The organism is Adhaeribacter rhizoryzae, assembly GCF_008629685.1.
Taxonomy (GTDB): domain Bacteria; phylum Bacteroidota; class Bacteroidia; order Cytophagales; family Hymenobacteraceae; genus Adhaeribacter; species Adhaeribacter rhizoryzae.
In genome coordinates, this window is sequence record NZ_VWSF01000003.1 from 89,366 (window position 1) to 113,680 (window position 24,315).

Sequence of the window (24,315 nt, forward strand, 5' to 3'; positions counted from 1 at the left end):
AACTACCTCTATATGGTTGCTAATTCATCTTTTAAACAGGAATTGTTGCTGCGCGAGTACGGCATCAATGTACAAAATATAGTAAAATACATTTTAACCGTTCCCGATAAAGCCGACCGCACCCGCTTGGCGCATTTGCTGGTTAACCTGATGGCTAAGCTCAACCCGAGTATGCGCGAAATACAGGATTCACAGCAGAAATTCTGGAATCACTTATACGTAATGTCGGATGCGAAACTGGATGTGGACAGCCCTTTTCCGTTGAGCGCGATGGAGTACCTGAACGAAAAGCCTCAGCGCATGGAATTGCCAACCCAGGTTCCCAGCTACAAGCATTACGGCAAAAATGTAGAGCATCTTATTCAGCGGGCAGTGCTACTCGAAAATCCCCAGGAACGCGAGAACGCCATTATTTCGATTGGCAAGCTCATGAAAACGTTGTACAAGACTTACAACCGCGATAATATTACCGACGAAATTATTCTGAACAACTTACGGGAATTATCGAAAGGTAAATTGGATATGGATTTGGCTTACGTAGAGGCCAACAACTTGTTCGATTCTAATGTAAAAGCTGGCGGCTCAGGCAATTATTCTAATCAACAGAATAACCAGCAGAATATGCAGCGCAAAAAGCAAAACCAGAATCAGAATCAGAACCAGCGCCGGAAACAGTAGGTTTTTACGGCTGGTAAAATAAGTTTCTGTTTATTAAAGCCGGCTTCTCCGCAATTTTTCTTCTGGCACAAAACGCTACTTTAAAGCAAAAGCAAGAACTAAAATTAGTTCGGGGCATTGCTTTAACTTAAAATTATTATTTAGAACTTAAATCGTATTGAATGGCCTCTTTTGAAGTTATAGGCGGCAATAAATTAAAAGGCGATATTCACCCACAGGGTGCCAAAAACGAAGCTTTACAAATTCTTTGTGCCGTTTTACTTACTGCAGAACCCGTTACCATTTCTAATATTCCCGACATCCGGGACGTAAACAAATTAATTGAATTATTAGCCGATTTGGGGGTTAAAGTTACCCGCGAGTCACCCGATACTTACACCTTTCAGGCCGACGATATTAACCTGGATTACCTGAAAACAGATTCTTACGTGGCGCAGGGGCGTGCCATTCGGGGTTCGGTTATGATTATGGGACCATTATTAGCCCGTTTTGGCACCTGCATGTTGCCTAAACCCGGCGGCGATAAAATTGGCCGGCGGCGCATGGATACCCATTTTATTGGCTTACAGAAACTAGGTGCCACTTTTACCTACGATTCCCAGGATAGTTTTTTCCATATCCAAGCCCCAAACAAATTGAAAGGCACGTACATGTTGCTGGATGAAGCTTCCGTAACGGGTACAGCCAATATTGTGATGGGCGCTGTTCTGGCCGAAGGCATTACGACCATTTACAATGCAGCCTGCGAACCTTACCTGCAACAACTTTGCAAAATGCTTTGCCGCATGGGTGCTAAAATAAGCGGGGTTGGGTCTAATTTATTAACCATTGAAGGCGTTGAAAAACTGGGCGGTACTGAACACCGGATGCTCCCGGATATGATTGAGATTGGATCTTTTATGGGCCTGGCTGCCATGACTGGCTCCGAAATAACTATCAAAAATGCTCAGATTCACGAGTTAGGTATTATTCCGGACACTTTCCGGAGCTTGGGGGTTAAAATGGAATTTCACGGCGATGATATTTATTTACCGGCCCAGGACCATTACGAAATTGACACCTACATTGATGGCAGCATCCTGACCATTGCGGACCAAATCTGGCCAGGCTTTACCCCCGACCTGATTAGTGTGGCGCTGGTAACGGCTACCCAGGCCAAAGGCACCGTACTCATTCATCAGAAAATGTTTGAAAGCCGCTTGTTCTTTGTAGATAAACTGATTGACATGGGAGCTCAGATTATTCTCTGCGACCCGCACCGCGCTACCGTTATTGGCCAAAACCGCCAGGTACCGTTGCGGGGCATCAGCATGACTTCGCCGGATATTCGCGCCGGGGTAGCTTTATTAATTGCCGCTCTTTCTGCGGAAGGCCGCAGCATCATCGAGAATGTAGAGCAGATAGACCGTGGTTACCAGTACATAGATAAACGCCTGAATGCCATTGGCGCTGATATTAAAAGGCTATAGTTTTTATTAGCTTAAAGAATATTTAAAAACGCCTGGTATAAATAACCAGGCGTTTTTCATTTTAAAGTGGTCTTCTGTTCTGTTTTCCGAATAAATATATAATTTTCTTTATGGATTTTACCTAAATCTGCGTCTTTCTAGTATAGCGCATCCTGGCCAGTACGCTCTGCTAAAATATTCACTTTAAAATCCTAAGGTAATGAAACTGCTTATTATTTTCGCCGCTATACTTTCCTTGTTCTGCCGCTGCCAAGCCAAACCAGAACCTCCTTCTGAAGGACAGTACAAAACCACTGATATAATATTTCCTTCTCCGCCACATAGACCTAAAAACCAGGAAGAACAATCTGAAATGGTGGCTTCGAGCCCAAGGTACGATGCGGAAACATACAAAGTTGAATTAGCGGAACCATCTCTATTTCCGGCAAAAGTAATTCGCCACGCTTATTTGCGCCTGCAAGTAAAAGATTATGCTGCTAGCACCAAAGCCTTAAACAACTACATTGCGCACTGGAAAGCCTTTATTTCAAACGCTGAAGAAGATAGAGCTAGTGGTACTTTAGAAAACAGTTTAACCATAAGAGTAACCGACGACAACTTCGAACCATTGGTGCAGGATTTACTAAAGGAAAGCGATTACCTGGAACAAAAAACAATAACCTCTAAAGACGTTACGGAAGAATGGTTAGATAATGATACGCGACTAAATAGCCGGAAAAAAGTAGAGGAGCGTTACCTGGCATTACTAGCCAGGGCCAAAAACGTAAAAGAGATTTTGGCCATAGAATCAGAACTTAGAACTATTCAGGAAGAAATTGACGCAGCAGCAGCCAAACAGCAGTATTTACAAAACCAAGTAGCCTTTAGCACAATTACCCTGGATTATTTCCAGACTACTTCCCCAACCATCTCTCCGGACAACAGCTTGACAAAAAGAATTTTGCAAGCCCTGATAGCTGGTTGGGATGGTACGGTAGCGGCTTTAATATTACTTATACAACTATGGCCTATTGCTTTGTTAATTACATTGCTGGTAACGCTTTACCTTAAATTTAAGAAGTCCAGATTTTCGGTAATTAATACTCCTCACCTGTAGGTTGATTCAACCTTAAATTACTGTCTACAAAATTCATTTAAAGAGCATCTGCGTTTCGGGTGCTTTTTGCTTTTAAATTGCGGATTGGTCATGATTTCAATTGCTTCTTGCCTCGCAATATTTATACAAAATAGCTACCGGTGCTGGTTAATTGCCCATATTTTATACCCGCACATAAATTTTCTTTTTATCGAGCAGATAACCAACCAGCCAACAGCACAACATAAAAGCTATGGCAAATAAGAATGAGCCAATATGATTTCCTAGCGGCATAAATAAACGCCGGTAAGTAGCTTCATACAAGCTTATATCTCCTACCCGAAAGAAATGCATTAAGATAGCCCCAACCTCCGACAACAAATAAATAAATAATGGATTACGGCCAAACACTTTAAAAAAGTAAGTCCAGTTGGTTTTATGCAGCATTTCTATTACGTACACCAATATGCCTAATAATATGCAATCTAAGCCAACCGTTAAGGTTACAAAAGAACTGGTCCATAACTTTTTGTTTACCGGAAATATTAAGTCCCAGGCGTAAGACACTGCCAGTAACAGACAGCCAATGAGCAGCAATTTGGCTAAGGCCTCAAACGTACTTCCTTGCTTTTGTAAAAAATAGCCAATCGCGAATCCGGCCGTTACGTTGGCTACCGCCGGCAAGGTACTTAACAAGCCTTCCGGATCAAAAGGTACTCCTTCGCCCATGTATAAATGCTCTGCCCCTACCAGCCAGGTATCGAGTTTTAGTACGGCATTACCGTGCAAGGTTAATTGGGCTCCCGGCTCACCAAATAGTAACAGCAAAACCCAGTACAGGAACAACCCAACTACCGATACAATCAAAGCTCTTTTCCAGTTGAGGTAATAAATCAGAAGTGCAGCAATGCCGTAAGCCAAAGCAATTCGTTGCAAAACGCCAAAAATGCGGGTAGTGCCAATAGGGTTAAAAACTAATTGTTGCTGCTCCCAATGCACAAACGGAAACCAATACATCAGGTAACCCAGTAAAAAAATAATAAAAGTACGTTTAAATATTTTACCTAATACCTGGGTTTGGTTAAGCGCCTGTAAACGAGGCATCACAAAGCTCATGGCATTGCCAACCGCAAATAAAAACGACGGAAATACCAAATCGGTGGGCGTAAAACCGTGCCACTTCGCGTGATGCAACGGGCCAAAAGTGGTAGCACCATTACCAGGCGTATTTACAATAATCATAAAGCAAACCGTCATGCCGCGGAATACATCCAGGGCTGTAAATCGTTGGTTTGATAAAGCCATAAAGCAGGATTTAGGAAATATACCGTTGTTAATATCCGGATTAAGTAAACAGCTCCGGCCCTTCTAAATATATAGAAAAGTTAAGTTTTTCCAGCTATTTAGTTTTAACTGGTGTTAAAACTTTATGCCAATTATAAATTAAGTTTACTTAAACGCGCTGCGGCGAAAACCAGAGCTGTTTTACTAAGAATTGGGCTTTAATAATATTTTACGGATACCAATACCAAAGCGCGCTTTGCTGCTAATTACCTATTTATTGCTTTTTACTGCCCCTATACAATTCAAATTTTAAGAGCCGACATTCAATGGCGCCATTATACAACGGAATACGGCGCGAAGTGCGCAGGCCAATATGTTTGGCGGCCTCCAGGTTGCCGGTAAACACATAAGCATCGTAACCCGAAAAATTTGATTTAAAGGTATCGCCTATAGTTTTATATAATTGATTGATGCTTGCTTCATCGGTTCCCAAACGTTCGCCGTAGGGTGGGTTTAGCATTACTACGCCCCTGTCGCCAATGGCTTGGGCTTCGCGAAAATCGCGCACGCGCACCCGTATTTCGTCTTCCAATCTGGCCTGGGTAATATTGTTGCGGGCAGCTTCAATGTAATCTTTGTCTATATCAGAGCCAATTATTTCCAGATCTGCTTCGGGCAAACGCTTGGCTTGGGCCTCGGCAACTAAAGCATCGTATAGGTTTTGGTCAAAATCGGGCCACTGGCTAAAGCCAAAACTATTTTGCCGGTATAAGCCGGGTGCAATATTATAGGCAATCATAGCTGCTTCTATTAACAAAGTACCCGAACCGCACATGGGATCTATAAAAGGCGACTGCCGATCCCAGCCGGATAATAATATTAAACCCGCTGCCAATACTTCGTTCAGGGGTGCCACGTTGGTTTGAATGCGGTAACCCCGCCGGTGCAGCGAGTCGCCGGAAGCATCGAGGGCCAACGTTAATTGGTTTTCGTGCATGTGCAGGTTCAGCCGGATATCGGGCCGGGTAACATCTATGTCGGGCCGCCGTCCGGTTTTATGCCGAAACTGATCGACAATGGCATCTTTGGTAAGCTGCGACAAAAACAAAGAATGCTGAAAAGTTGATTTGCTCACAACGGCGTTTATGGCAAAAGTCTGATCCAGGCTTAAATAATCCTGCCACCGGATGCGGCTTACTTTGCGGTATAAATCTTCTTCATCGCGCACGTAAAAAGAAGCAAAAGGTACCAATAGCCGGATAGCCGTACGGCACCAAATATTGGCCGCGTACAACAACCGCTTATCACCGGTAAACTCCACGGCCCGGGTTGCAACTTTTACGTTTTGGGCGCCTAGCTGCCGGAGTTCTTCGGCCAATATTTCTTCCAGGCCAAATTGTGTAGTAGCAATAATTTCAAAAAAATTGTTTTTCATGCTGTTCCGGTACAGATGCGGTTAATATTTGTGGTTCAAACTTAAAGCAAAATTGTGATTACGCATATATTTAAATTTCCTCTTATTCGGAATAAAATTTAAATATTTATCTTAACGCCAGGTGCGCCAAAGCAGCCGTTAATATTTAAATAATTTAACCCTACTGGCAGGTTTTGTGCTTATTTTTGTGTTTAGGTAAAAACCACCAGATGAATTTACAACTTAATTATTCGCTTAAAAACCTGAATACGTTTGGCATAGATGTGGTTGCCCGGCAATTTGCCAGCTTTAAGAATGTAGCCGAGTTGCAGGAATTGCTTAATAACCCCGAAATAGATAAAAATAATTTATTGGTACTGGGCGGCGGCAGCAACGTTTTATTTACCCAAAATTACGACGGCACGGTGCTGCAAAACTTAATCGGGGGCATACATATTATTTCAGAAACCGACGAAGATGCTTTGGTAGAAGCTGGTGGTGGCGTAAGCTGGCACGATTTGGTTTTGTTTTCGATTGATAAAAATTTGGGTGGCCTTGAGAATCTTTCGCTAATACCGGGTACGGTTGGGGCAGCACCTTTGCAAAATATTGGTGCGTACGGCGTAGAGTTAAAAGATGTATTTCAGAGTTTAGAAGCGGTAGAAATAAGTACGGGAGCCGTAACTACCTTTGATGCCGAAAAATGTGGCTTTGGTTACCGCGAAAGTATATTTAAAAGAGAGCTTAAAGGAAAATATATTGTTACGCATGTTACCTTGCAGTTAAGCAAAAAGCCGGTTTTTAATACTACTTACGGCGCCATTAAGAGCACGTTAGAGGCCATGCAGGTAAAAGAAATTACGCTTAAAGCCTTGAGCGATGCCGTTATTGCTATCCGGCAAAGCAAACTACCTAACCCGGTGGTTATTGGCAATGCCGGCTCTTTTTTTAAAAACCCGGAAATATCGCCCGACCAGTTTGCGGCTTTACAAGCACAATACCCCAATATTCCGAGTTACCCGGCGGCCCACGGCAATATTAAAGTACCAGCCGGCTGGCTGATTGAGCAATGCGGCTGGAAAGGGAAAATAATAAATAATTACGGCGTGCATAAAGATCAGGCCCTGGTACTGGTAAATTACGGCGGTGCCGAAGGCAACCAAATTCGGGCGCTGGCTTACGAAATAATAGAATCGGTAAAGCAAAAATTTAACATAACGCTGCACCCCGAAGTAAATATTATTTAAGCAATATTGCCTCTTAAACTGTTTTACCAAGTCTCATTTGCGCGCCAGTTTGTAACTGGTGTGTTTGATGAAAGGAAGTTTCCACTTCCGGCCAGTTTAAAACTGGCCATTATTAATAGGCACAAGTTACGCTTCGCTAAACTTGCGCCAGCTAAAAATATTCCTCAGAAAGAAGGTATAAAATAAATGGCTTCCCTAATAATCAAGGAAGCCATTTATTTTAAAGCGTGTTAAAAATTAGCAATAGTTAGCAGCAATTGGCAAATTCCGAGCGGGCTTAACCAATTTAGCTATTTTATTTAAGTACTACCAGCGAAACGCCGTCACCGCCGCGTTCAACGTGCTCATTGCTGATGCTGGCTACTTCTTTCACGCTGCGTAAGTAATCCCGAAGCACTTGCTTTAAGATGCCATTGCCCCGGCCGTGAATAATTTTTATTTCCGGAATACCGAGCATAATGGCATCGTCTACAAAAGCCATAAGCTGGGTTAAGGCATCTTCGGCCCTTTGGCCCCGCACATCCATCGTCGGACTAAAATTGGCCATGCGCTTGGTTAGGTTCATGCCCTGACGGGATGGTTCCGACGCTTCTTTCTTAACTTTCGGTAATTGCCCTTCTACCCGCTCCAGGTTTTCGGTTTTAACAATGGTTTTAATATTGCCAAACAGCACTTCGGCGGTTTTTCCTTTTAACGAAACAATTTGCCCCACCGAATCCTGCCCCACCAACGAAACTAAATCGCCGGGCACCAACGCGCCTTTAGCCGTACTCAGCTTTTTGGCTGGGCGGTGCTCTACTTTAATTTTCTCCTGGGTAAAAGTTTCCAGTGCCTGCCGGGCCTGCTTGGTTTGTTCTTTATCGGCCTGACTTTGCCGGATTTGCTGAATGGTGGCTTCAATTTGCTGGTTCGTATCGCGGAGTAAGAGCTTGGCTTTTTGCTTCGCTTCCGAAATAATATCGGCTTTGCTTTCCTCCAGCAATTGCTTCATATCGGAATATTCTTTAGCCGATTGCCGCATTTTTTTCTCCTGCGAGGCTAACTCACGGTTACGTTTTTCTACTTCCGCTTTCTCGGCTTCAAGTTCTTCCAGTAAGCGATCGTAGCGAATTTTATCGCGACCGGCCAAATTACTGGCTTTGTTTACAATTTCCTGTGGCAAACCAATTTTACGGGCAATCTCAATAGCAAACGAACTACCGGGCTTACCAATTACCAACTGGTACAATGGTTTTAATTCTTTGTGGTCGTAACGCATGGCCCCGTTTACAATACCGGGCGTACGCTGGGCAAAGTTTTTCAGGTTGGTATAGTGGGTGGTAATTACCCCAAACACGCCCTGCTGGTTCAGCTTCTCCAGCACGGCCTCGGCAATGGCGCCGCCCAGTTGTGGTTCGGTACCGGTGCCAAATTCATCTATTAAAACCAGACTTTTTTTGCCCGCCAACACCACAAACTGCTTCATGTTTTGTAAGTGCGAACTGTAAGTACTCAGGTCATTTTCCAAGGATTGCTCGTCGCCGATATCAATAAAAATATCTTCGAACATACCGGCCTCAGAACCCTCGGCTACCGGAATAAGTAAGCCGCATTGCAGCATATATTGCAGCAAGCCCACTATTTTTAAAGTAACTGATTTACCGCCGGCATTTGGTCCGGATATGAGTAAGATGCGTTGTTCTTTGTCCAGCGCCAACGATAAAGGTACCACTTCCCTATCCTGGCTTTTAAAGTTCAGGTAGAGCAACGGATGGCGGGCATTATGCCATTTTACCGCCGGGGTTTTATGCAAGTTTGGCAAAGTTGCTTCGATGCGGGAGGCATAAATAGCTTTGGCCCGGATAAAATCGAGCAGCCCTAAATATTGGTAAGCCTTGCGTAAATCCATTACAGCCGGCCGCAACTGGTTGGTTAAAGCGGTAAGTATCCGAATTAATTCCCGGTGGTAAGCATTCTCCAGGTCTTTAATGTCGTTGTTTAATTCAAATACCGTATCTGGCTCAATATAAACTGTTTGCCCGCTCGTAGATTCATCATGAATTAACCCTTTTAAACGGCGCTTATATTCGGCTAAAACCGGAATAACAATGCGGCCACCGCGTACAGTTGGTTCGGCATCGGCGTTGGTCCAGCCGGAGGCTTTGGCGTGCCGCAGTACGGCCTGAATTTGTTTGCGCAGTAAAGCTTGCTGGTGAATTAAATCTGCTTTAAGGCGAGCCAATTCCGGCGATGCATTGTCCCGTACAGTTCCGTTATCGTCTACTACCTTATCCATAGCCGAAAGCAAGTGCCGGTCTACCTGAATGGCCTCGCCCAGCGCCCGCAAATTAGGATACAAGGTTTCTTCGGCCTGCGAGAAAAAAGTAAGCGCTTGCCGGATGGTCCGCAACGACATTTTGATTTCGTAAAACGCCCTTACATCCAGGAAAGAACCTTCTATAGCGGCCCGGTTCAGGTGCTCGGTAACATCAAAGTAGTGCTGGGTTGGGAAATCTGCGCCAGATGTCATTAATCCCCGGAATTCGTGCGTTTGATGCAAGAGTTTCTGAACCAAATCGAAACGGGTCAGGTACTGCATGCGGTTTACAAAATATTGCCCCAGCGGACTCAAACAAAGCGAAATAAGGCTTTCTCGGATTTGGTTAAACCCAATTTTATTTTCAAAATTTTGTGGATATATCAAGGTTTTAAGCTTAGATCAATTCAGGTAAAAAATGTTTGTTCATTCTACGAATGATAATAGTATGGTATAACATTCCGGAACAAAAATAAATTTAATATTCCGAAAAAAATCTTTAAATATTGCGGGTAAGGTAGTAAGCAATAATTCTTCTATTGCAAAACCAAAACAATTATTCTTACTTGAAAATATTACTTCATTATATCATACATATTAAACTGATTATCAACTAGAAATAATAAATATTAAAAAGTATTTATAAAACTAATTTCGGGTGTACTTTTAAAATTTCTCTTCTATTCCGAGGCCAAATAAAGCAAAATCATATTTTATCGGGTCGGTGGGGTCAAACTCCCGTAAGTGCTGGGTAAGTTCCGTAGCTGTTTCCCAATCGGTTTGAGGCCGGGTTATTAAGCCTAGTTTGCGGGCCACCCGCCCCACGTGTACATCACAAGGGCAAATTAAATCGGCGGGCTGCATGGTTTTCCAAATGCCAAAATCCACGCCTTGCTCATCTTGTCGTACCATCCAGCGTAAATACATATTAATGCGCTTACACGCCGATTTGCGGGCCGGGGTAGAAATATGTTTGCGCGTCCGGTTGGGGGCTTCTGGCAGGCTAAAAACCGTATTAAAAAAGTTCTCCAAACGCTGCTTCTGATTGGTTATGGTGCCTTGGGCGGTAAAAGCATCTTCCAGCGATTCGTGGGTTTGGTAATATTGCTGTAAGAAGTAAACCAGATATAACAAATCGGTATCGTTAAAGGTCCGGTGCTTAAAACCCAACAAAGCTTTTAAATCTTCTTCCTGGTGCTGTAGAATGAAACGATAGGGTGCATTATCCATCCGGGCCATTAACTCCCGGCACTTCTTTATAATGGTTACCCGTTGGCCCCAAGCCAGCATGGCCGCAAACAGGCCGGCTATCTCAATATCCTGCTTTTGGGTGAAGCTGTGCGGAATGACAATCGGGTCATTAGGTATAAAAGTTGGCTGGTTATATTGCTGAAATCTATCTTCTAGTAATATTTTAATATTATCTTTATAATACATTGATTTAAAAATACTTATAAAACAAAACCCACTTGCCCATGAGTTGCCGGACAAGTGGGTTTTACAATAATTTAGAACTGGGTTTACGGCATATAAGAAACTTCTACCCGGAACCTATTATCCAAAGAAGCCAAGCGTTGGAAAGCTCTTTTGGAGATTTTTACAACTACCTTATCGTTGTTGCCGGTTTCGGGTAATTTGCCAATAACCCGCACGTAAACACTTTGGCCGTTCATAATATTTTTTACCTGCAAAATAGAACCCACCGGGGCAGATTTGTGCAAGGCCAGATATTTATTGTTATTGTTATTGCCTTCAATTACTTCGGCCAGGCCGCTCTCGGTAACTTTACTTACACTTTCGCTTGCCCCGGTGTTTTCCTCGCGATCCAGGCTTTCTTCGGTTTCCCGCCGCACAACCGGCTCGGCGGTTCGCACCGGTTCCGCCGTCCGGACGGGCTCATTGGTTTTAACTACTATTTCTTCGGCCGGCTTTACTGGTGGTTTGGTAGCCGTAGGGGTTTTGCTTTTCTCTACAGTATCGTCTATTTCGCCAACGTATTGCGGATTATTATTAGGCGTGGGTTTGTTGCCCATGCCCACTATCAGGTCAGCGCCTACGGTTAAGTTATCAGAGGTTAAATTATTCCACTTCCGGATATCGGCCATGGTAATATTATACATGCGGGCAATGGAGTACAAAGTTTGTTTGGGTACCACTTGGTGTACTTTATTGCCTTTGGCATCTATTACATAAGTATACGGCGTAGAGGGCGTCGAATTTTTAAGAATGGGGGCTACTGGTTCCGGGCTTTTTAAAGGTGCCTTGCTGGGAATGTACACAATCTGCCCAATAGTTAATCCGCTTTGAATATTCGGGTTGGCATCTACAATCTGGTTAACCGGCACATTGTATTTCCGGGACAAGGCAAATAAAGTTTCTTTGGGAACTACTTTATGCACCACAAAATTTTTACCGTTTCGCTTCTCCAAACCAACCGAATCGACCGGCATACCAGCCGCCAAAGCAGATCCTTCTTGCAAAAGGGTAAAGAGCGCCGCTACACAAAAGACTTTTTTTAACATAACTATAAATCAACTAGACCTCGTAACCCAACAGAGCTTTTTTATTTTTTACTAAAATTAATGTATCCTGGAAAATAAAAAAATTATCTATCCCGATTCCGGTTAAATCTTTTCCCAGGTCTTCCTGCAGATAAAGTTCACCGGCTAACGAAAATATTGCCAACCGATATGTTTGCCGGCCATCTTGCTGAGACAAATAAAATCCCAGCGCTATAATATTTTTATACTCTAAATAATCAATGGCAAACAACGCATTACAACCGGTTTTTTCTTTTATAAATAATTCTAAATCAGCGAAATACTCATTCCCTGCCGGATAATGCTGCGGTACTGCCAATACCTGATTTTCGTCTGCGTGCCAAGAACCTAATTTAACCGGTCCGGTGGCAATATTTCCGGCTACCTCTAGCTCCTCGCCAGTGGCAGGGTTCAGGCCAATTAACTCGGTCAGCTCGCCAGTAGCCGGCAGTGCCAGCACGGCAGTAGCGGTTAAACCGTAAAAGCTAAACTCCGGCCGCTGCCACTGCACTTGTGCCTTCTCAACATTTACCGCCGTTATGCCAACCGACCTACCCACACCTTTGGCCGCAACGCCTTGCAGGTACATAATTCCGTTCTGAATGGCCGCTAAATTTTGCCACCAGGCTTTAGCAGGCCGGTAATCCTGCATTATAAAGGCTCCGGTTTTACCAGCAAATACCCCAAAAAAAGTTTGCAAGGTATCGGCATCGCAGCATTCTATGGCTATTAAGCCGGCTTTCGCATCGAACCGAAGTTGCCAAACTGGGTACTCCCATTCGAGTTTATAAGCCGGAGCTATTTTACCAGCGTCATTAATTAAGCTTTCTCCTGCCGCCTTCATCTGCCTGCAAATTTAAAAACAATTGCCTAGCCGCCCAACTATTTAAAAATTTCGGAAAGAAATACACCGGATGCTGTTAAAATTAATTAAGTTGCCGCTTCCGGGTTAAAGGCACAAAGATTAAGCCACAAGGCTCCAGACCAAGCAAATTGGAGCAAGAATGTTTAATTTTATTTTGGATTGATTTGGCGGAACATCCTGGCCCGGATATATTAATTTAAACTTTGGATATTAATTATGAATAGTATCGGCATTATACCGGCGCGTTATGCTTCTACCCGCTTTCCGGGTAAACCTTTGGTACAGATAAACGGCAAATCCATGATTCAGCGGGTTTACGAACAGGCCAGCCAGGCGCGGTTGCAGCACGTGTTGGTAGCCACCGACGATGAGCGTATTTTGGCCGAAGTACAAAAATTTGGTGGCAATGTGGTGTTAACGGGTACTAACCACCAGAGTGGTACCGACCGGTGTTTTGAAGCGTACACGTTGTTTAACCAGCCCTGCGAATTTATTATAAATATTCAGGGCGACGAACCTTTTATCCAACCCGAACAGATAAACTTGGTTATTGATTTATTTTCGTCGCCGGCCACCCAACTGGGTACCTTGGTTAAACAAATAAATAATCAGTCCGAATTATTTAACCCCAATATGCCCAAAGTAATTCTGGATAACCGGCAACAGGCTATTTATTTTAGTCGCCACCCTATTCCGTACGTGCGCGGGGCTGAGCCGGACCAATGGCTGGAAAAACACACTTTTTACAAGCACATTGGCATTTACGGTTACCGGGCCGATATTCTGGAACAAATTACCCAACTGGCTCCCTCTAGTCTGGAACTGAGCGAATCGCTGGAACAATTACGCTGGCTGCAGAATGGTTTCCGAATTGCCACCGCCCTAACTACCCAGGAAAATATTGGCATCGACACGCCCGAAGATTTAGAAAAAGCTTTGGCCTTGGGAAATAACAAAAGTTAGTTGCTTAACAATATTTTAGAATACCGGGAAATATTAGCGGGCGCAAAATTGCCGCAAGCCGGTTAGATTTTATTAACTGCCACTCAAAGCATTACGCACCAACCCATCTGCGCTATACCTTCGCCCAAATACTTTAAAAATGAGCTACCAAGGAAAAAATAATTCATAATTCATAATTCATAATTCATAATTCATAATTCATAATTCATAATTCATAATTCATAATTCATAATTCATATTGGCCAACGTTTTAGAAATTCTAAATCTTTCCAAAAAATATCCCGGCGGGGTTCAGGCCCTCAATGCCCTGACGCTGGAAGTGGCAGAAGGAAGTATTTACGGATTATTAGGCCCGAATGGCAGCGGTAAAACCACTACGCTAGGCATTGTGCTGGATGTACTTAGGGCCGATCAAGGGTCGTTTAACTGGTTTGGTTTGCCCCTAAGTAAAGAAACCAAGCGGCGCATTGGGGCTATTCTGGAAACTCCTAATTTTTACCCGTACTTGAGCGCCACCCAGAACCTGAAAATTATAGCCAATATTAAAAATACCGGCCACCAGGAAATAGAACCGGTTTTAAGAACAGTTGGCTTACTGCAGCGGCGAAACTCAGCCTACAAAGAGTTTTCGCTGGGCATGAAACAACGCTTAGCTTTGGCCGCCGCTCTGCTGGGCAATCCCCAGGTACTGGTACTCGATGAACCCACCAACGGCCTGGATCCGCAAGGTATAGCCGAAGTACGCGAAATAATAAAGCAGGTAGCCGGACAAGGCAAAACCATTATTCTGGCCAGCCACTTACTAGATGAGGTACAAAAAGTTTGCACCCACATGGCCGTATTGCAGGCTGGTAAGCTAAAAATTGCCGGCCGCGTAGATGCAATTCTGGCCCACCAAGATCAGGTAATTATCCGGGCCGAAAACCTGGCAGCTGCTCTAGCGCTTTTACCCCAATTACCGCAGGTTAGTAACTTCCGGCAGGATAATAATAGCCTGGTACTTACCCTGGCAAATAACTTTACCAGCACCGACCTGAATCAAGCCTTTTTCCAGCAGGGTATTATTTTATCGGAATTAACGGTGCGTAAGAAAAGCCTGGAAGCGCAGTTTTTGGATATTATTACCAATACCACCACAAACCAATGAGCAAATTACTACAGATCGAACTTCAAAAATTATTGCCCTACCGCACTTTCTGGGTAATATTGTTTATTTACAGCGCCTTCCTGTTATTGTTTGCTTACGCCAGCAGCCATATTACCATTAATGGGCAGCAGTCCGGTTCCCAGATTTATCAATTCCCGGGCATCTGGATGAAGCTTTCCTATGTAGCCAGTTATTTTAATTTGCTGTTGGGAATATTGCTGATAATATTAATTACCGATGAATACGCCTTCCGCACTTTCCGACAGCACGTAATCGATGGCTTGTTCCGGAAAGATTTAGTGGCAAGTAAATATTTGGTAATATTATTAGTTGGGCTAATTGCAACCACCATTTTAACTTTAATTGGGCTGGTATTTGGCATTACTTATAACCAGCATATTACGCCGGGTCTGCTATTTTCCGGTTCGATGCATGTAGTTTATTATCTGGTGCAGGCCATTGGTTACATGAGTATTGCGGTGTTATTTGGGTTTCTGATCCGGAAAAACGGGTTAGCCATTATTTCTTTCCTGGGTTATACTAAAATTGTAGAGCCGCTTATTCACTGGCGCCTCAACGATAACTTAGATCAATATTTTCCGATGAAAGTTTTAAGCAGTTTAACGCCAATGCCGGGCCAGGAAGTATTGGATGTTTTAACCGGACCAACTTCGGCGCTAAATCCGCAACAAGCTGTTTTGCCGGCTATCTTATACATTGGCTTGTTTTATGCGCTGGCTTACCTGGTTTTAAAAGTAAGAGATTTATAAGATATTCTAGCAGAAAAGCAGCAGGCCCGGATAAATCCGGGCCTGCTGCTTTTCTGCTAGAATGCTGCTATTATTTCAATAGCTTAAAGGCATAAAATATTACGGTAAACTATTAAAATGCCCAACTATCCGGGCTAAATCGCGGGCATTATCGTACTCCAGGTTATTTCGTTTTACAAAATCTTTCATTTCCCGGTCTTTATTACCAAATAAATCATCTAAATCGCGCTTGGGGTTACGCAACGCAATAATTTCGCCTTTGGGGTTATAAATGTAAAATAAATCCTGTATTACCGTTTGCTGGCGCGAATTACCGTAACCATACCCATAAGGATCATAATACCGGCCGTAACCCGCGTACATGGGTCCGTAGTTTTGGCTCCGGGTGGTTAATATTTCGCGCTTTACCAAGGTATATTTTCCTTCGCTGAGCAACTCAAAAAAAGCCGGCACTTTGTAATCAGAATAATCGTTGCCCCGGTTCCAGAGGTATGGCTTAAACGTTTGCCACACCCGGCTGCGCTCGTCGGTTACCGTAAAGCTGCTTACATTTACGGGCGCATAAGCTTGTATAGAACCATCCGGCAACGTAACCCGAATAATATCTTCTGACCGGTGATAAGTAACAGGCCCCATCAGGGTATCGCCACTCGTTAGTACAATGCGTCCTTTCGGCCATTCCTGAATATCGACCCGCTGGGCCGAAACCGGAAATTGGGCAGAAAACAACACAACTAACAATAAAATCAGCCGGAAGAAGAGAGGACGCTGCATATATTATTCTTTTAAAATCTGATGACCCAGCTTGTCGCGTTTAGTAGTCAGGTAATTTTTATTGTGCTGATTGGGGGTAATTTCAATCGGTACATTTTCTACTACTTCCAAGCCGTAGCCTATTAATCCAGTACGTTTTTTCGGGTTATTAGATACAAGCCGCATTTTGGTAACGCCTAAGTCCCGAAGTATCTGAGCACCAACACCATAGTCGCGTTCATCCATCCCAAACCCAAGTTCTAGGTTTGCTTCTACGGTATCGCGGCCCTGTTCTTGTAATTTATAAGCTTTTAATTTATTAAGCAAGCCAATTCCGCGGCCTTCCTGGTTCATGTAAACAATTACACCTTTGCCTTCCTGCTCTATCATTTCCATGGCTTTGTGTAACTGCGGACCACAATCGCAGCGGCACGAACCAAAAATATCGCCGGTAACGCACGACGAATGCACCCGCACCAAAACAGGTTCATCTTCCTGCCACGTACCTTTTACCAGTGCCAGATGTTTCGCGCCGTTGCTGCGCTGGGTAAAAGCGTATAAATCGAAATTACCGTATTGCGTAGGCATTTCAACGGCAATTTCACGGGTAATCAGGCTTTCGGCCACCAACCGGTATTTAATTAGGTCTTTAATCGTAACCAGCTTCAGATTAAATCTTTTGGCTACCAGTTCCAAATCGGGCAGGCGCGCCATTGAGCCATCTTCGTTCATTATTTCGACCAATACGCCGGCGGGCTCTAAACCAGCCAAACGGGCTAAGTCTACGGCTGCTTCGGTGTGGCCGGTGCGGCGCAAAACACCTTCTTTGCGGGCTCGCAACGGAAATATATGGCCGGGTTTTCCTAAATCGGCCGGATCGGTTTTGGGGTCAACTAAAGCCAGAATAGTTTTGGCACGGTCGCTGGCCGAAATACCGGTGGTACAGCCATGACCTAATAAATCCACGGAAACGGTAAATGCGGTTTCGTGCAGGGCCGTGTTACGGCCAACCATGGGTTCCAGGCCTAGTTCATCGCAACGATCTTCCAGCAAAGGCACACAAATAAGGCCCCGGCCATGGGTTGCCATAAAATTCACGATTTCGGGGGTTATGGTACTAGCGGCACAAATAAAATCGCCTTCATTTTCCCGGTCCTCATCGTCTACTACTATTACTACTTTGCCCGCCTTTATATCGGCAATGGCATCTTCTATTGTATCAAACATGGGAGTACAAACTTTAATATATTAGCAAACCGAGGTTGCTGTTCTTAGAACAAAGGTAAGGAAATATAAGTTTTAAGAAAGGCAAGGGCTGTAACACCGCTAACCGGGTTTGTATAGTGAGCAAATAAAGGATGTTTGACCGGATACTTTTAAGTTAGGTCGCATTTTCCGCAATAATGCTATAATATTAAAGGCTACTTAAAATAAGTAAGGTTTTAAGCTCATCGTAATATGCTTCCTGTAAAACAGGATGAATATTTTAATTCAACCTAACTCCTATATATTGCAGATAAAAACAACAAGTAATAATGAATATTTAGCGCACCACCACTACGCCTAACTGAGCACCAATTTCTACTTCGTACTGCTGCAGGGTTTTAATTAAGGTCATTATTTTCATTATTTCGGTAAAATCCTTCTCAGTTTTAAGCAGCTCCGAGTTTTCTTTAATCATTTGCTGTACGTTGCGCCACTTAAGCCGCAGCACGGCGGTATCGGCGGCAAACTGCAGCATATCGGTTTCGCGGGGCACAAATATCTGGTGCGTTTCCCAGTTTTCGCTTAGTTCAAATTTATCGGTCAGTAAACTAACCGCTTCCTGCCGAATTTCGCCATCGGGGTAATTAATAAAATAATCCGGCGAAACCAGGGGCGCCTGCTTTGCTACTTCCTGAAACAAAGCTACCAGCCGGGCATAAATAGGTATTTTAAATTCAATGTCTTCGAGTTGCGTCAGCAGGTAAGGCAAAAAAGGTTCACCTTCGGGTAGTTTATGCGCCGAATAATTCAACAGCAGGCGTAAGACTTCTCGCTCGTGGTGCAATAGAATGGCATCATCAGCGGCAACTTTATCTTCGGGTTGGGGCGTTAGTTCAGGATTAGGCGCATTTACCGGCATTTCCGGAGCAGCGGGTTTCTGCCGCTCCTGCTTCATAAGTTTATTGTACTCGGTTAACAGTACCTGCTCTTCTATACCAAATATTACACTGCACCGCTGTAAAAATACTGCCCGCTTAATAGAATCCGGAATTTTAGCAATGCTAGAAATAATTTCCCGGATGGCTTCGGCTTTTTTAACCGGGTTGTGCTCGGCCTCCTGGCTTAACAGCTCGGTTTTAAAAGATATAAAATCTTTGGCGTTGGTATTAATATATTGCTTAAAAGCCGTGTCGCCTACTTTCCGGATGTAACTGTCGGGGTCTTCTTTATCCGGAAACAAGACCACGTTTACGTTCAGGCCACCTTCCAGAATTAAGTCAATGCCCCGCAACGATGCTTTAATTCCGGCCGCATCGCCGTCGTAGAGCACCGTAATATTTTTGGTATACCGCCCAATTAATTTAATCTGGCCTTCGGTGAGCGATGTTCCCGACGAAGCCACCACGTTCTCGATACCGCCCTGACTTAAAGAGAGTACATCTAAATAACCTTCTACCAAATAACATAAATCCTGGCTCCGGATGCCTTGTTTGGCTTGGTACAGCCCGTAGAGCACATCGCTTTTGTGATATATTTCGGACTCCGGCGAATTAACGTACTTGGGTGTTTTGTCATTAGACTTAAGCGTGCGGCCACCAAAACCCACTACCCTCCCCGATATGTTATGGATGGGGAACATGACCCGCGCCCGGAACCGGTCGTATTTTTTATCTTCTTTAACAATGGTCAGGCCGGTACTCTCTAAAAATTCCAGCTTAAACCCTTGCGCCAGCGCTTTAGACGTTAAACCATCCCAGGCTTCGAGGCTATAACCCAGCTCAAACTTCTGAATAGTTGGCATAGATAAACCGCGGTCTTTAAAGTAAGGCAAGCCAATACTTTTACCCTGCTCGTGGTTCAGCAACATATCATGGAAATAATCTTTGGCGAAGTTCGATAATATATATTGGCTTTCTTTTTCGCTCTGCGCCTGGGTAAGTTCCGGGGTAACTTCTTCTTCAATGGCAATGGCGTATTTTCGGGCCAGGTATTTCAGGGCATCTACGTAGCCCAGGCCTTCAATATCCATTATAAACTGAATAGAATTACCCGCTTTGCCGCACCCAAAACACTTATAAATACCCTTAGCCGGCGACACCGAAAACGAAGGCGATTTTTCGTGGTGAAACGGGCACGGTGCCCACATGTTCTGGCCTTTTTTCTTCAGGGTTACAAAATCCCCGACCACCTCCACAATATCGGCTTGCTGAATAATCTGGTCGACGGTTTCCTGGGGTATGCGAAACATAATTTAGAAGCTGGGTGCTTTTACAAAGATAGAAAACCCGGACATAAAAGAAATTCATTCTTTTGCCTGGCGCCTTCAGCTTTTATAAACCTCCCTGATTGTGAATTGCTTTATCCGGAAAGATTTTTTAGCGCCAGAATATTGCTGCATTGGCCAAAATAAAAGGCCAGAATAAACCTTGAGAAGATGCTAGCCGAAAATTTTACAGCAAAAATTAAAAAAATTAAATATTAATGTTTTTTAATATTTAAACTTTCATTAATTTAGTGCAGGTTAATAAACGGATAACTATTCCATGAAAAAGTTACTACCACTATCTATGATTTTGCTGGTAAGCCAACTGGCTTTAGCATTATGGGCAGGCAAAAAAACACCCGAGGCAAATTTAGCTAAGGCCGGCAAAATGCTAAAGAGCGGTGAAGACTGGTTTATTGGCAGTTGATTTTTACTAAACAGTTTACTTTTTAAAATTAACCAGAACTAAGCATGCGCTTGCCTTAAGGTTATCTTTATTAAATTAAATTTTTCAGATATATTTAGGCTACTATTTACAAACAGTTATACAAAACATTTATACCAGTAATAAATATATATAGCTTGAAATAAAGCTTATTACCTTATACTTTTTAGATTTAACAATTATTTAACTCACGCGAGAAGTCTATTAAAACCTTCTTAAAAAAATATAAATAAAAAACTTAAATAATTTTTATTAAATATTATTTTACTTAGATTTGCCCAAGTTAAACAACCAGATATATTTTACCATACAAAAGCTTAGCCCCATGAAAAGCAAAGAAAATTCAAAAAAATTAGCCACCGTAGGCAGCTGGATTTTAAAACCAGGTCAGAAAATTACTACCACAACCCGATAGTATTTAGCACACCTCTACAAATTAGGATTTAAAGTAGTTGGCAATTCAGCAATAATTTTCTGCTGAATAAAACAAACTGTGTATCATTCCCGGAAAAATACTAATCTGGATTTACGTAATGTAGAATCCGGTGTATTTTTTACCTCAAATCTTTTCAAAGCTGTTTAACCCAACTTTAAACTAGCTCCTGTTTTAGTTTTGGATGACCATTTTACGCCTGCTGAAAATATTTGCCCCTACCCTAAAAAAAGCACCAAAAAAATGAACCGCCCCGCTCTGGTTAGTGGGGTTTTGTTTTTGTAGCCTTTCATATTCTGGTAATAATAATTACTTGAACCTAAAATAATTGCTAGTTTTCAATTGGCAGGAAATTAGAAGCTGGAAATAATTAGTAGCTTTAACTGCAAACTGGTGCGTACGCAGGAAATATTGTAAAGTATGCTTTAAGCCAATGGCTAACTTTAGTTAGTATTTACCAACCAGTTCTAAAAACAACCGCATTCTACCGGAAAATAATTCTGCCTGTCTGCTAATATTATTCGCACTATTTTTTTAAATTTTATACCGCAAACCTAATTTTTACAACTCCTTTATGAATAATGAGTTTGAGGTTTTTGATTTTCACCGAATCTTCTTTGGAAATACACCTCTGATTTTTTTGCTGGAAATTGTTTTCCGGACGCTGATAATGTATAGCTACAGTATTTTTTTATTGCGCATTTTAGGCAAAAGAGGAATGGGTCAACTTTCTATGCTCGAACTGGCCATTATTATTGCCTTTGGCTCGGCCATTGGCGACCCCATGGTTAATGCAGATTTACCCATAGTGCACGGCATGGTGGCAGTTACGGTAGTTACTTTATTCCAGATTGGTTTGGAACGTTTAGTAAATAAAAACAAAAAAGTAGAAGCTATTCTGGAAGGCGAAGCCAATTTAGTAGTAGACAAGGGCGTAATAAAATGGGATTGCCTCACCCGAGATAATTTATCTAAAGAAGATTTATTCCGGTCGTTGCGTAGTAAAGACGTGGAGCATTTAGGCGAGATTGAAAAAGCATTTTTTGAAACATCGGGTCAGATTTCGATAATGTTTCGGTCGCCGAAAAAAGTTAAACCGGGTTTGAGTTTAATACCCGAAAACGAATTAAAACCGGAAACAATCCTGAAAGCGCCGATGCCCATACCAACCGCCGGCCTTTACTGCTGCTTAGATTGCGGCAACGTTAAAAATTTAGAGCAAGGCCAAAAAGTAAGTAAATGTGAGCTCTGCGGCGGCAAAGAATGGGTAGAAGCTAAAAAATGACAGCTAATTTTTATAAAATAATCATAAAATAAATTACTGACTAGTAAATTGGTATTTCTTCAAAAAGTGTACATTCATTTCGTTTAATAAATTACTTTTATAATAATTATAGAAAAACGTAACGGTATTCTCGCGCTTAAGCAAAACTCCGCTTAAATATTTCCTGACTAAATTGTTGTTGTAAAATAAGCCTGAATCAAGATTAGAATAAACGGAGTAGGTTCTTCGATCATCAATTGAGCTTCCATATAAAAAATGAAATAAGTCAAGCTCATCAATTCCATTCAAAACATCTGAGTAAAGGCTAATAATAAATGGCATTTTTGTTTCTTCGATAAAATCTGCGTACTTATTAACCTTTTTTATAAACTCGCTTCCGTTTGATATTAATCTTCTTAGATCAATATCTACAGAGTTATTATTTCCAATAACAATTATATTCTTAAGAGTAGAGTCGACAGCTTTTATCTTAAAAGAAATATTTTTAAATAAAGTAATTTGCTCAAAAAGTGCCCTTTCATGAGAAAGCCATGATCTTAATTGATGTGTGATTTCATCAAGATCATACTCCGAAGGGTCAAAATATTCATTTTCAAAATTAACTTTTAAGTAGCAACTACCTTCTAATATTGATAATCGTTCTAAGAGCTCACTTTCAAAATCGTTTCTAATCTGGTCTTTTCTGGTAGGGTTCAATCTTGAAACTTCATTCAGTATCTTCTGTCCATTCAATGTCAATGTCCAATCTGGTTCTAAGTTTTTACTTTGAAACTTATATTTTTTTTCATATTCTGTTTGTGCCCCATTATTAGCAAAAAATAACCCAAAATTTATTTCAGTAATCTTTGAATAAAAAGTAGTCCTATTCTTTTCTTTAATTAAATTCTTCTTAATTTTTTCTCTAGTTTGAAAATCGAAAGCCAAAATTTTACTTTCAAAATCTTTCCAGTAATACACATATTCTTCATATAAGGTCATTACTTCAGCTTTCAAAAGAATATTATAATAAAGTATCTAAATTTGAACTAGCAAAAAAGTATAAATCGTTTCAGAACTTAGCCAATTTCATATTTATATTAAATTAGCTAAATCTTTCTACCACAGCTATATTATGATCCTTTGTTAGCCGGCTCCCCATCTTTCACACACCGGAAACCTAAATTATTGGAGGCGCTGCTTATTTCGCCTTTGCCGCGACTGCCGGGGCGGTAGCGAATGCAATATTCGTCGGAGCACAGGAAAGAGCCACCGCGTTGTACCCGTTTTATCGAGCCGGGTTCATCTGGGTCAAAGCTATCGGCTGGACCTTTGGGATTTTGTTTGGCGCTGTGCTGGTAATAATCGGGGCGGTAAAAATCCTGACACCACTCCCATACATTGCCATCCAGGTCGTAAAGGCCGAAGCCGTTAGCCGGAAAAGATTTAACCGGTGCAACCGTGATAAAGCCATCTTCGCCACTGTTTTTTTCCGGAAAATTTCCCTGGTAAATATTAGCTACCCATTTGCCTTCGGGTTTTAGTTCTTCGCCCCAGTAAAATTTGCGGCGACCTTTACCACCCTGCGCAGCATATTCCCATTCGGCTTCGGTGGGCAAACGCTTACCGGCCCACCTGGCATAAGCGGCGGCATCTTCGTAACACACCTGCACTACGGGGTCGTTGGGTTTGTTTGTTATAGAACTATTAGGCCCTTGCGGATGCCGCCAACTGGCGCCAGGTACGTATTGCCACCACTGCAACGGATTATCGAGGCTTACTTCCTGGGCCGGCGGCGTAAAAACGCCCGAGCCCGGCACCAGTTTATCAACTGGCACGCCAGGGAAATCGGCCGGATTAAGAGCTCGTTCGGCCACAGTTACGTAGCCCGTAGCTTTTATAAATTGGGCAAATTCTGCATTGGTCACTTCGTGCTCATCCATCCAAAACCCGCTTATTTCTACTTCGTGAATAGGCTGCGCATCCGGAAAACTGCTGTCATCGGAACCCATTTGGAACTTACCAGCGGATATCCAAACCATTTTAGCCGGAATGGTATCGGTTACTTGGGTTAATGCCGGCTGGGCCGATACTTCGCTGGTTTTAGAATTTTTCTTTTCGGGTTGCGTTTGGCAAGCAGCCAGTCCGGCCAGTAAAAAAGCAGTAAAATAATATCTTCGTAAGTGGGGCATTTGCAATAAATAAA

20 protein-coding genes are annotated in these 24,315 nt (G+C 42.7%); 9 read left to right on the forward strand and 11 right to left on the reverse strand.

Annotated elements, in window-relative coordinates:
• Positions 1-12 precede the first annotated feature (12 nt).
• The 3 genes from F0145_RS05425 (at position 13) to F0145_RS05435 (ending at position 3,243) form a co-directional block, all read left to right on the forward strand.
• The gene (locus tag F0145_RS05425; protein WP_150087301.1) at positions 13-678 is read left to right on the forward strand and encodes a DUF4290 domain-containing protein; all 666 of its coding nucleotides are present in this window, start codon (positions 13-15) and stop codon (positions 676-678) included.
• Positions 679-839: 161 nt separating this feature from the next.
• Positions 840-2,147, forward strand: coding sequence for a UDP-N-acetylglucosamine 1-carboxyvinyltransferase (gene murA, locus F0145_RS05430; RefSeq protein ID WP_150087302.1), 1,308 nt, complete (start codon positions 840-842; stop codon positions 2,145-2,147).
• A 199-nt stretch (positions 2,148-2,346) separates the two neighbouring features.
• Positions 2,347-3,243 carry a DUF4349 domain-containing protein gene (locus F0145_RS05435; RefSeq protein ID WP_150087303.1) on the forward strand — a complete coding sequence of 299 codons (897 nt, stop codon included), beginning with the start codon at positions 2,347-2,349 and terminating at the stop codon, positions 3,241-3,243.
• Between the two features lie 162 nt (positions 3,244-3,405).
• Here the strand turns inward: F0145_RS05435 and F0145_RS05440 are convergent, their stop codons facing one another.
• Together F0145_RS05440 and F0145_RS05445 are read right to left on the reverse strand one after the other, a co-directional pair.
• Positions 3,406-4,527 (reverse strand): acyltransferase family protein, encoded by a 1,122-nt coding sequence (locus F0145_RS05440; protein WP_150087304.1) that lies wholly within the window; start codon positions 4,525-4,527, stop codon positions 3,406-3,408.
• Between the two features lie 253 nt (positions 4,528-4,780).
• A complete protein-coding gene (locus F0145_RS05445; protein ID WP_150087305.1) occupies positions 4,781-5,941 on the reverse strand; it encodes a THUMP domain-containing class I SAM-dependent RNA methyltransferase in 1,161 nt (386 codons plus the stop codon).
• A 209-nt stretch (positions 5,942-6,150) separates the two neighbouring features.
• Between F0145_RS05445 and murB the strand changes: the two genes are divergently transcribed.
• Complete coding sequence (gene murB / locus F0145_RS05450; protein ID WP_150087306.1) at positions 6,151-7,167, forward strand: UDP-N-acetylmuramate dehydrogenase; 1,017 nt, start codon at positions 6,151-6,153, stop codon at positions 7,165-7,167.
• A 295-nt stretch (positions 7,168-7,462) separates the two neighbouring features.
• Here the strand turns inward: murB and F0145_RS05455 are convergent, their stop codons facing one another.
• The 4 genes from F0145_RS05455 to F0145_RS05470 form a co-directional block, all read right to left on the reverse strand.
• Entirely contained in the window at positions 7,463-9,850 is a 2,388-nt protein-coding gene (locus F0145_RS05455; protein WP_150087307.1) for an endonuclease MutS2, read from the reverse strand.
• Positions 9,851-10,129: 279 nt separating this feature from the next.
• On the reverse strand, positions 10,130-10,900 hold the full coding sequence (locus F0145_RS05460; RefSeq protein ID WP_150087308.1) for a TIGR02757 family protein: 771 nt from the start codon (positions 10,898-10,900) through the stop codon (positions 10,130-10,132).
• An 83-nt stretch (positions 10,901-10,983) separates the two neighbouring features.
• Entirely contained in the window at positions 10,984-11,985 is a 1,002-nt protein-coding gene (locus tag F0145_RS05465) for a DPBB and LysM peptidoglycan-binding domain-containing protein (protein WP_223815829.1), read from the reverse strand.
• 13 nt (positions 11,986-11,998) lie between these two features.
• Positions 11,999-12,847, reverse strand: coding sequence for a DUF4905 domain-containing protein (locus tag F0145_RS05470; RefSeq protein WP_150087309.1), 849 nt, complete (start codon positions 12,845-12,847; stop codon positions 11,999-12,001).
• Between the two features lie 237 nt (positions 12,848-13,084).
• On the opposite strand from F0145_RS05470, the gene kdsB reads away from it, so the two are divergent.
• The 3 genes from kdsB to F0145_RS05485 all read left to right on the forward strand — a co-directional run bounded on the left by kdsB (position 13,085) and on the right by F0145_RS05485 (position 15,748).
• The gene (kdsB, locus tag F0145_RS05475; RefSeq protein ID WP_150087310.1) at positions 13,085-13,831 is read left to right on the forward strand and encodes a 3-deoxy-manno-octulosonate cytidylyltransferase; all 747 of its coding nucleotides are present in this window, start codon (positions 13,085-13,087) and stop codon (positions 13,829-13,831) included.
• 238 nt (positions 13,832-14,069) lie between these two features.
• The gene (locus F0145_RS05480) at positions 14,070-14,978 is read left to right on the forward strand and encodes an ABC transporter ATP-binding protein (protein ID WP_150087311.1); all 909 of its coding nucleotides are present in this window, start codon (positions 14,070-14,072) and stop codon (positions 14,976-14,978) included.
• Positions 14,975-15,748: an ABC transporter permease subunit gene (locus F0145_RS05485; RefSeq protein WP_150087312.1), complete on the forward strand. Its 774-nt coding sequence runs from the start codon at positions 14,975-14,977 to the stop codon at positions 15,746-15,748. Before F0145_RS05480 ends, F0145_RS05485 begins: the two co-directional genes overlap by 4 nt.
• A gap of 99 nt (positions 15,749-15,847) precedes the next feature.
• Here the strand turns inward: F0145_RS05485 and F0145_RS05490 are convergent, their stop codons facing one another.
• From F0145_RS05490 to dnaG, 3 genes are all read right to left on the reverse strand, one after another.
• The gene (locus F0145_RS05490; RefSeq protein ID WP_150087313.1) at positions 15,848-16,522 is read right to left on the reverse strand and encodes a hypothetical protein; all 675 of its coding nucleotides are present in this window, start codon (positions 16,520-16,522) and stop codon (positions 15,848-15,850) included.
• Between the two features lie 3 nt (positions 16,523-16,525).
• The gene (locus F0145_RS05495; protein WP_150087314.1) at positions 16,526-17,728 is read right to left on the reverse strand and encodes a bifunctional 3,4-dihydroxy-2-butanone-4-phosphate synthase/GTP cyclohydrolase II; all 1,203 of its coding nucleotides are present in this window, start codon (positions 17,726-17,728) and stop codon (positions 16,526-16,528) included.
• A gap of 316 nt (positions 17,729-18,044) precedes the next feature.
• Positions 18,045-19,955 (reverse strand): DNA primase, encoded by a 1,911-nt coding sequence (gene dnaG / locus F0145_RS05500; protein WP_150087315.1) that lies wholly within the window; start codon positions 19,953-19,955, stop codon positions 18,045-18,047.
• A gap of 295 nt (positions 19,956-20,250) precedes the next feature.
• Here dnaG and F0145_RS26105 point away from each other — a divergent pair, with 295 nt between their 5' ends.
• Positions 20,251-20,397 carry a hypothetical protein gene (locus tag F0145_RS26105; RefSeq protein ID WP_190277475.1) on the forward strand — a complete coding sequence of 49 codons (147 nt, stop codon included), beginning with the start codon at positions 20,251-20,253 and terminating at the stop codon, positions 20,395-20,397.
• 1,025 nt (positions 20,398-21,422) lie between these two features.
• Entirely contained in the window at positions 21,423-22,133 is a 711-nt protein-coding gene (locus tag F0145_RS05505) for a DUF421 domain-containing protein (RefSeq protein WP_150087316.1), read from the forward strand.
• A 33-nt stretch (positions 22,134-22,166) separates the two neighbouring features.
• On the opposite strand, the gene F0145_RS05510 is transcribed toward F0145_RS05505, so the two are convergent.
• Together F0145_RS05510 and F0145_RS05515 are read right to left on the reverse strand one after the other, a co-directional pair.
• Positions 22,167-23,126, reverse strand: a complete 960-nt coding sequence (locus F0145_RS05510) for a hypothetical protein (protein WP_150087317.1) — start codon at positions 23,124-23,126, stop codon at positions 22,167-22,169.
• Between the two features lie 116 nt (positions 23,127-23,242).
• Positions 23,243-24,301, reverse strand: a complete 1,059-nt coding sequence (locus tag F0145_RS05515) for a formylglycine-generating enzyme family protein (protein ID WP_150087318.1) — start codon at positions 24,299-24,301, stop codon at positions 23,243-23,245.
• Positions 24,302-24,315: the final 14 nt, after the last annotated feature.

Coding starts and splice junctions, on each gene's coding strand:
- F0145_RS05490 (WP_150087313.1), bottom strand. CDS start 16,522: ATGCAGCGTCCTCTCTTCTTCCGGCTGATTTTATTGTTAGTTGTGTTG.
- F0145_RS05470 (WP_150087309.1), bottom strand. CDS start 12,847: ATGAAGGCGGCAGGAGAAAGCTTAATTAATGACGCTGGTAAAATAGCT.
- F0145_RS05465 (WP_223815829.1), bottom strand. CDS start 11,985: ATGTTAAAAAAAGTCTTTTGTGTAGCGGCGCTCTTTACCCTTTTGCAA.
- dnaG (WP_150087315.1), bottom strand. CDS start 19,955: ATGTTTCGCATACCCCAGGAAACCGTCGACCAGATTATTCAGCAAGCC.
- F0145_RS26105 (WP_190277475.1), top strand. CDS start 20,251: ATGAAAAAGTTACTACCACTATCTATGATTTTGCTGGTAAGCCAACTG.
- F0145_RS05440 (WP_150087304.1), bottom strand. CDS start 4,527: ATGGCTTTATCAAACCAACGATTTACAGCCCTGGATGTATTCCGCGGC.
- murB (WP_150087306.1), top strand. CDS start 6,151: ATGAATTTACAACTTAATTATTCGCTTAAAAACCTGAATACGTTTGGC.
- kdsB (WP_150087310.1), top strand. CDS start 13,085: ATGAATAGTATCGGCATTATACCGGCGCGTTATGCTTCTACCCGCTTT.
- F0145_RS05460 (WP_150087308.1), bottom strand. CDS start 10,900: ATGTATTATAAAGATAATATTAAAATATTACTAGAAGATAGATTTCAG.
- F0145_RS05435 (WP_150087303.1), top strand. CDS start 2,347: ATGAAACTGCTTATTATTTTCGCCGCTATACTTTCCTTGTTCTGCCGC.
- F0145_RS05445 (WP_150087305.1), bottom strand. CDS start 5,941: ATGAAAAACAATTTTTTTGAAATTATTGCTACTACACAATTTGGCCTG.
- F0145_RS05425 (WP_150087301.1), top strand. CDS start 13: ATGGTTGCTAATTCATCTTTTAAACAGGAATTGTTGCTGCGCGAGTAC.
- F0145_RS05515 (WP_150087318.1), bottom strand. CDS start 24,301: ATGCCCCACTTACGAAGATATTATTTTACTGCTTTTTTACTGGCCGGA.
- murA (WP_150087302.1), top strand. CDS start 840: ATGGCCTCTTTTGAAGTTATAGGCGGCAATAAATTAAAAGGCGATATT.
- F0145_RS05495 (WP_150087314.1), bottom strand. CDS start 17,728: ATGTTTGATACAATAGAAGATGCCATTGCCGATATAAAGGCGGGCAAA.
- F0145_RS05485 (WP_150087312.1), top strand. CDS start 14,975: ATGAGCAAATTACTACAGATCGAACTTCAAAAATTATTGCCCTACCGC.
- F0145_RS05505 (WP_150087316.1), top strand. CDS start 21,423: ATGAATAATGAGTTTGAGGTTTTTGATTTTCACCGAATCTTCTTTGGA.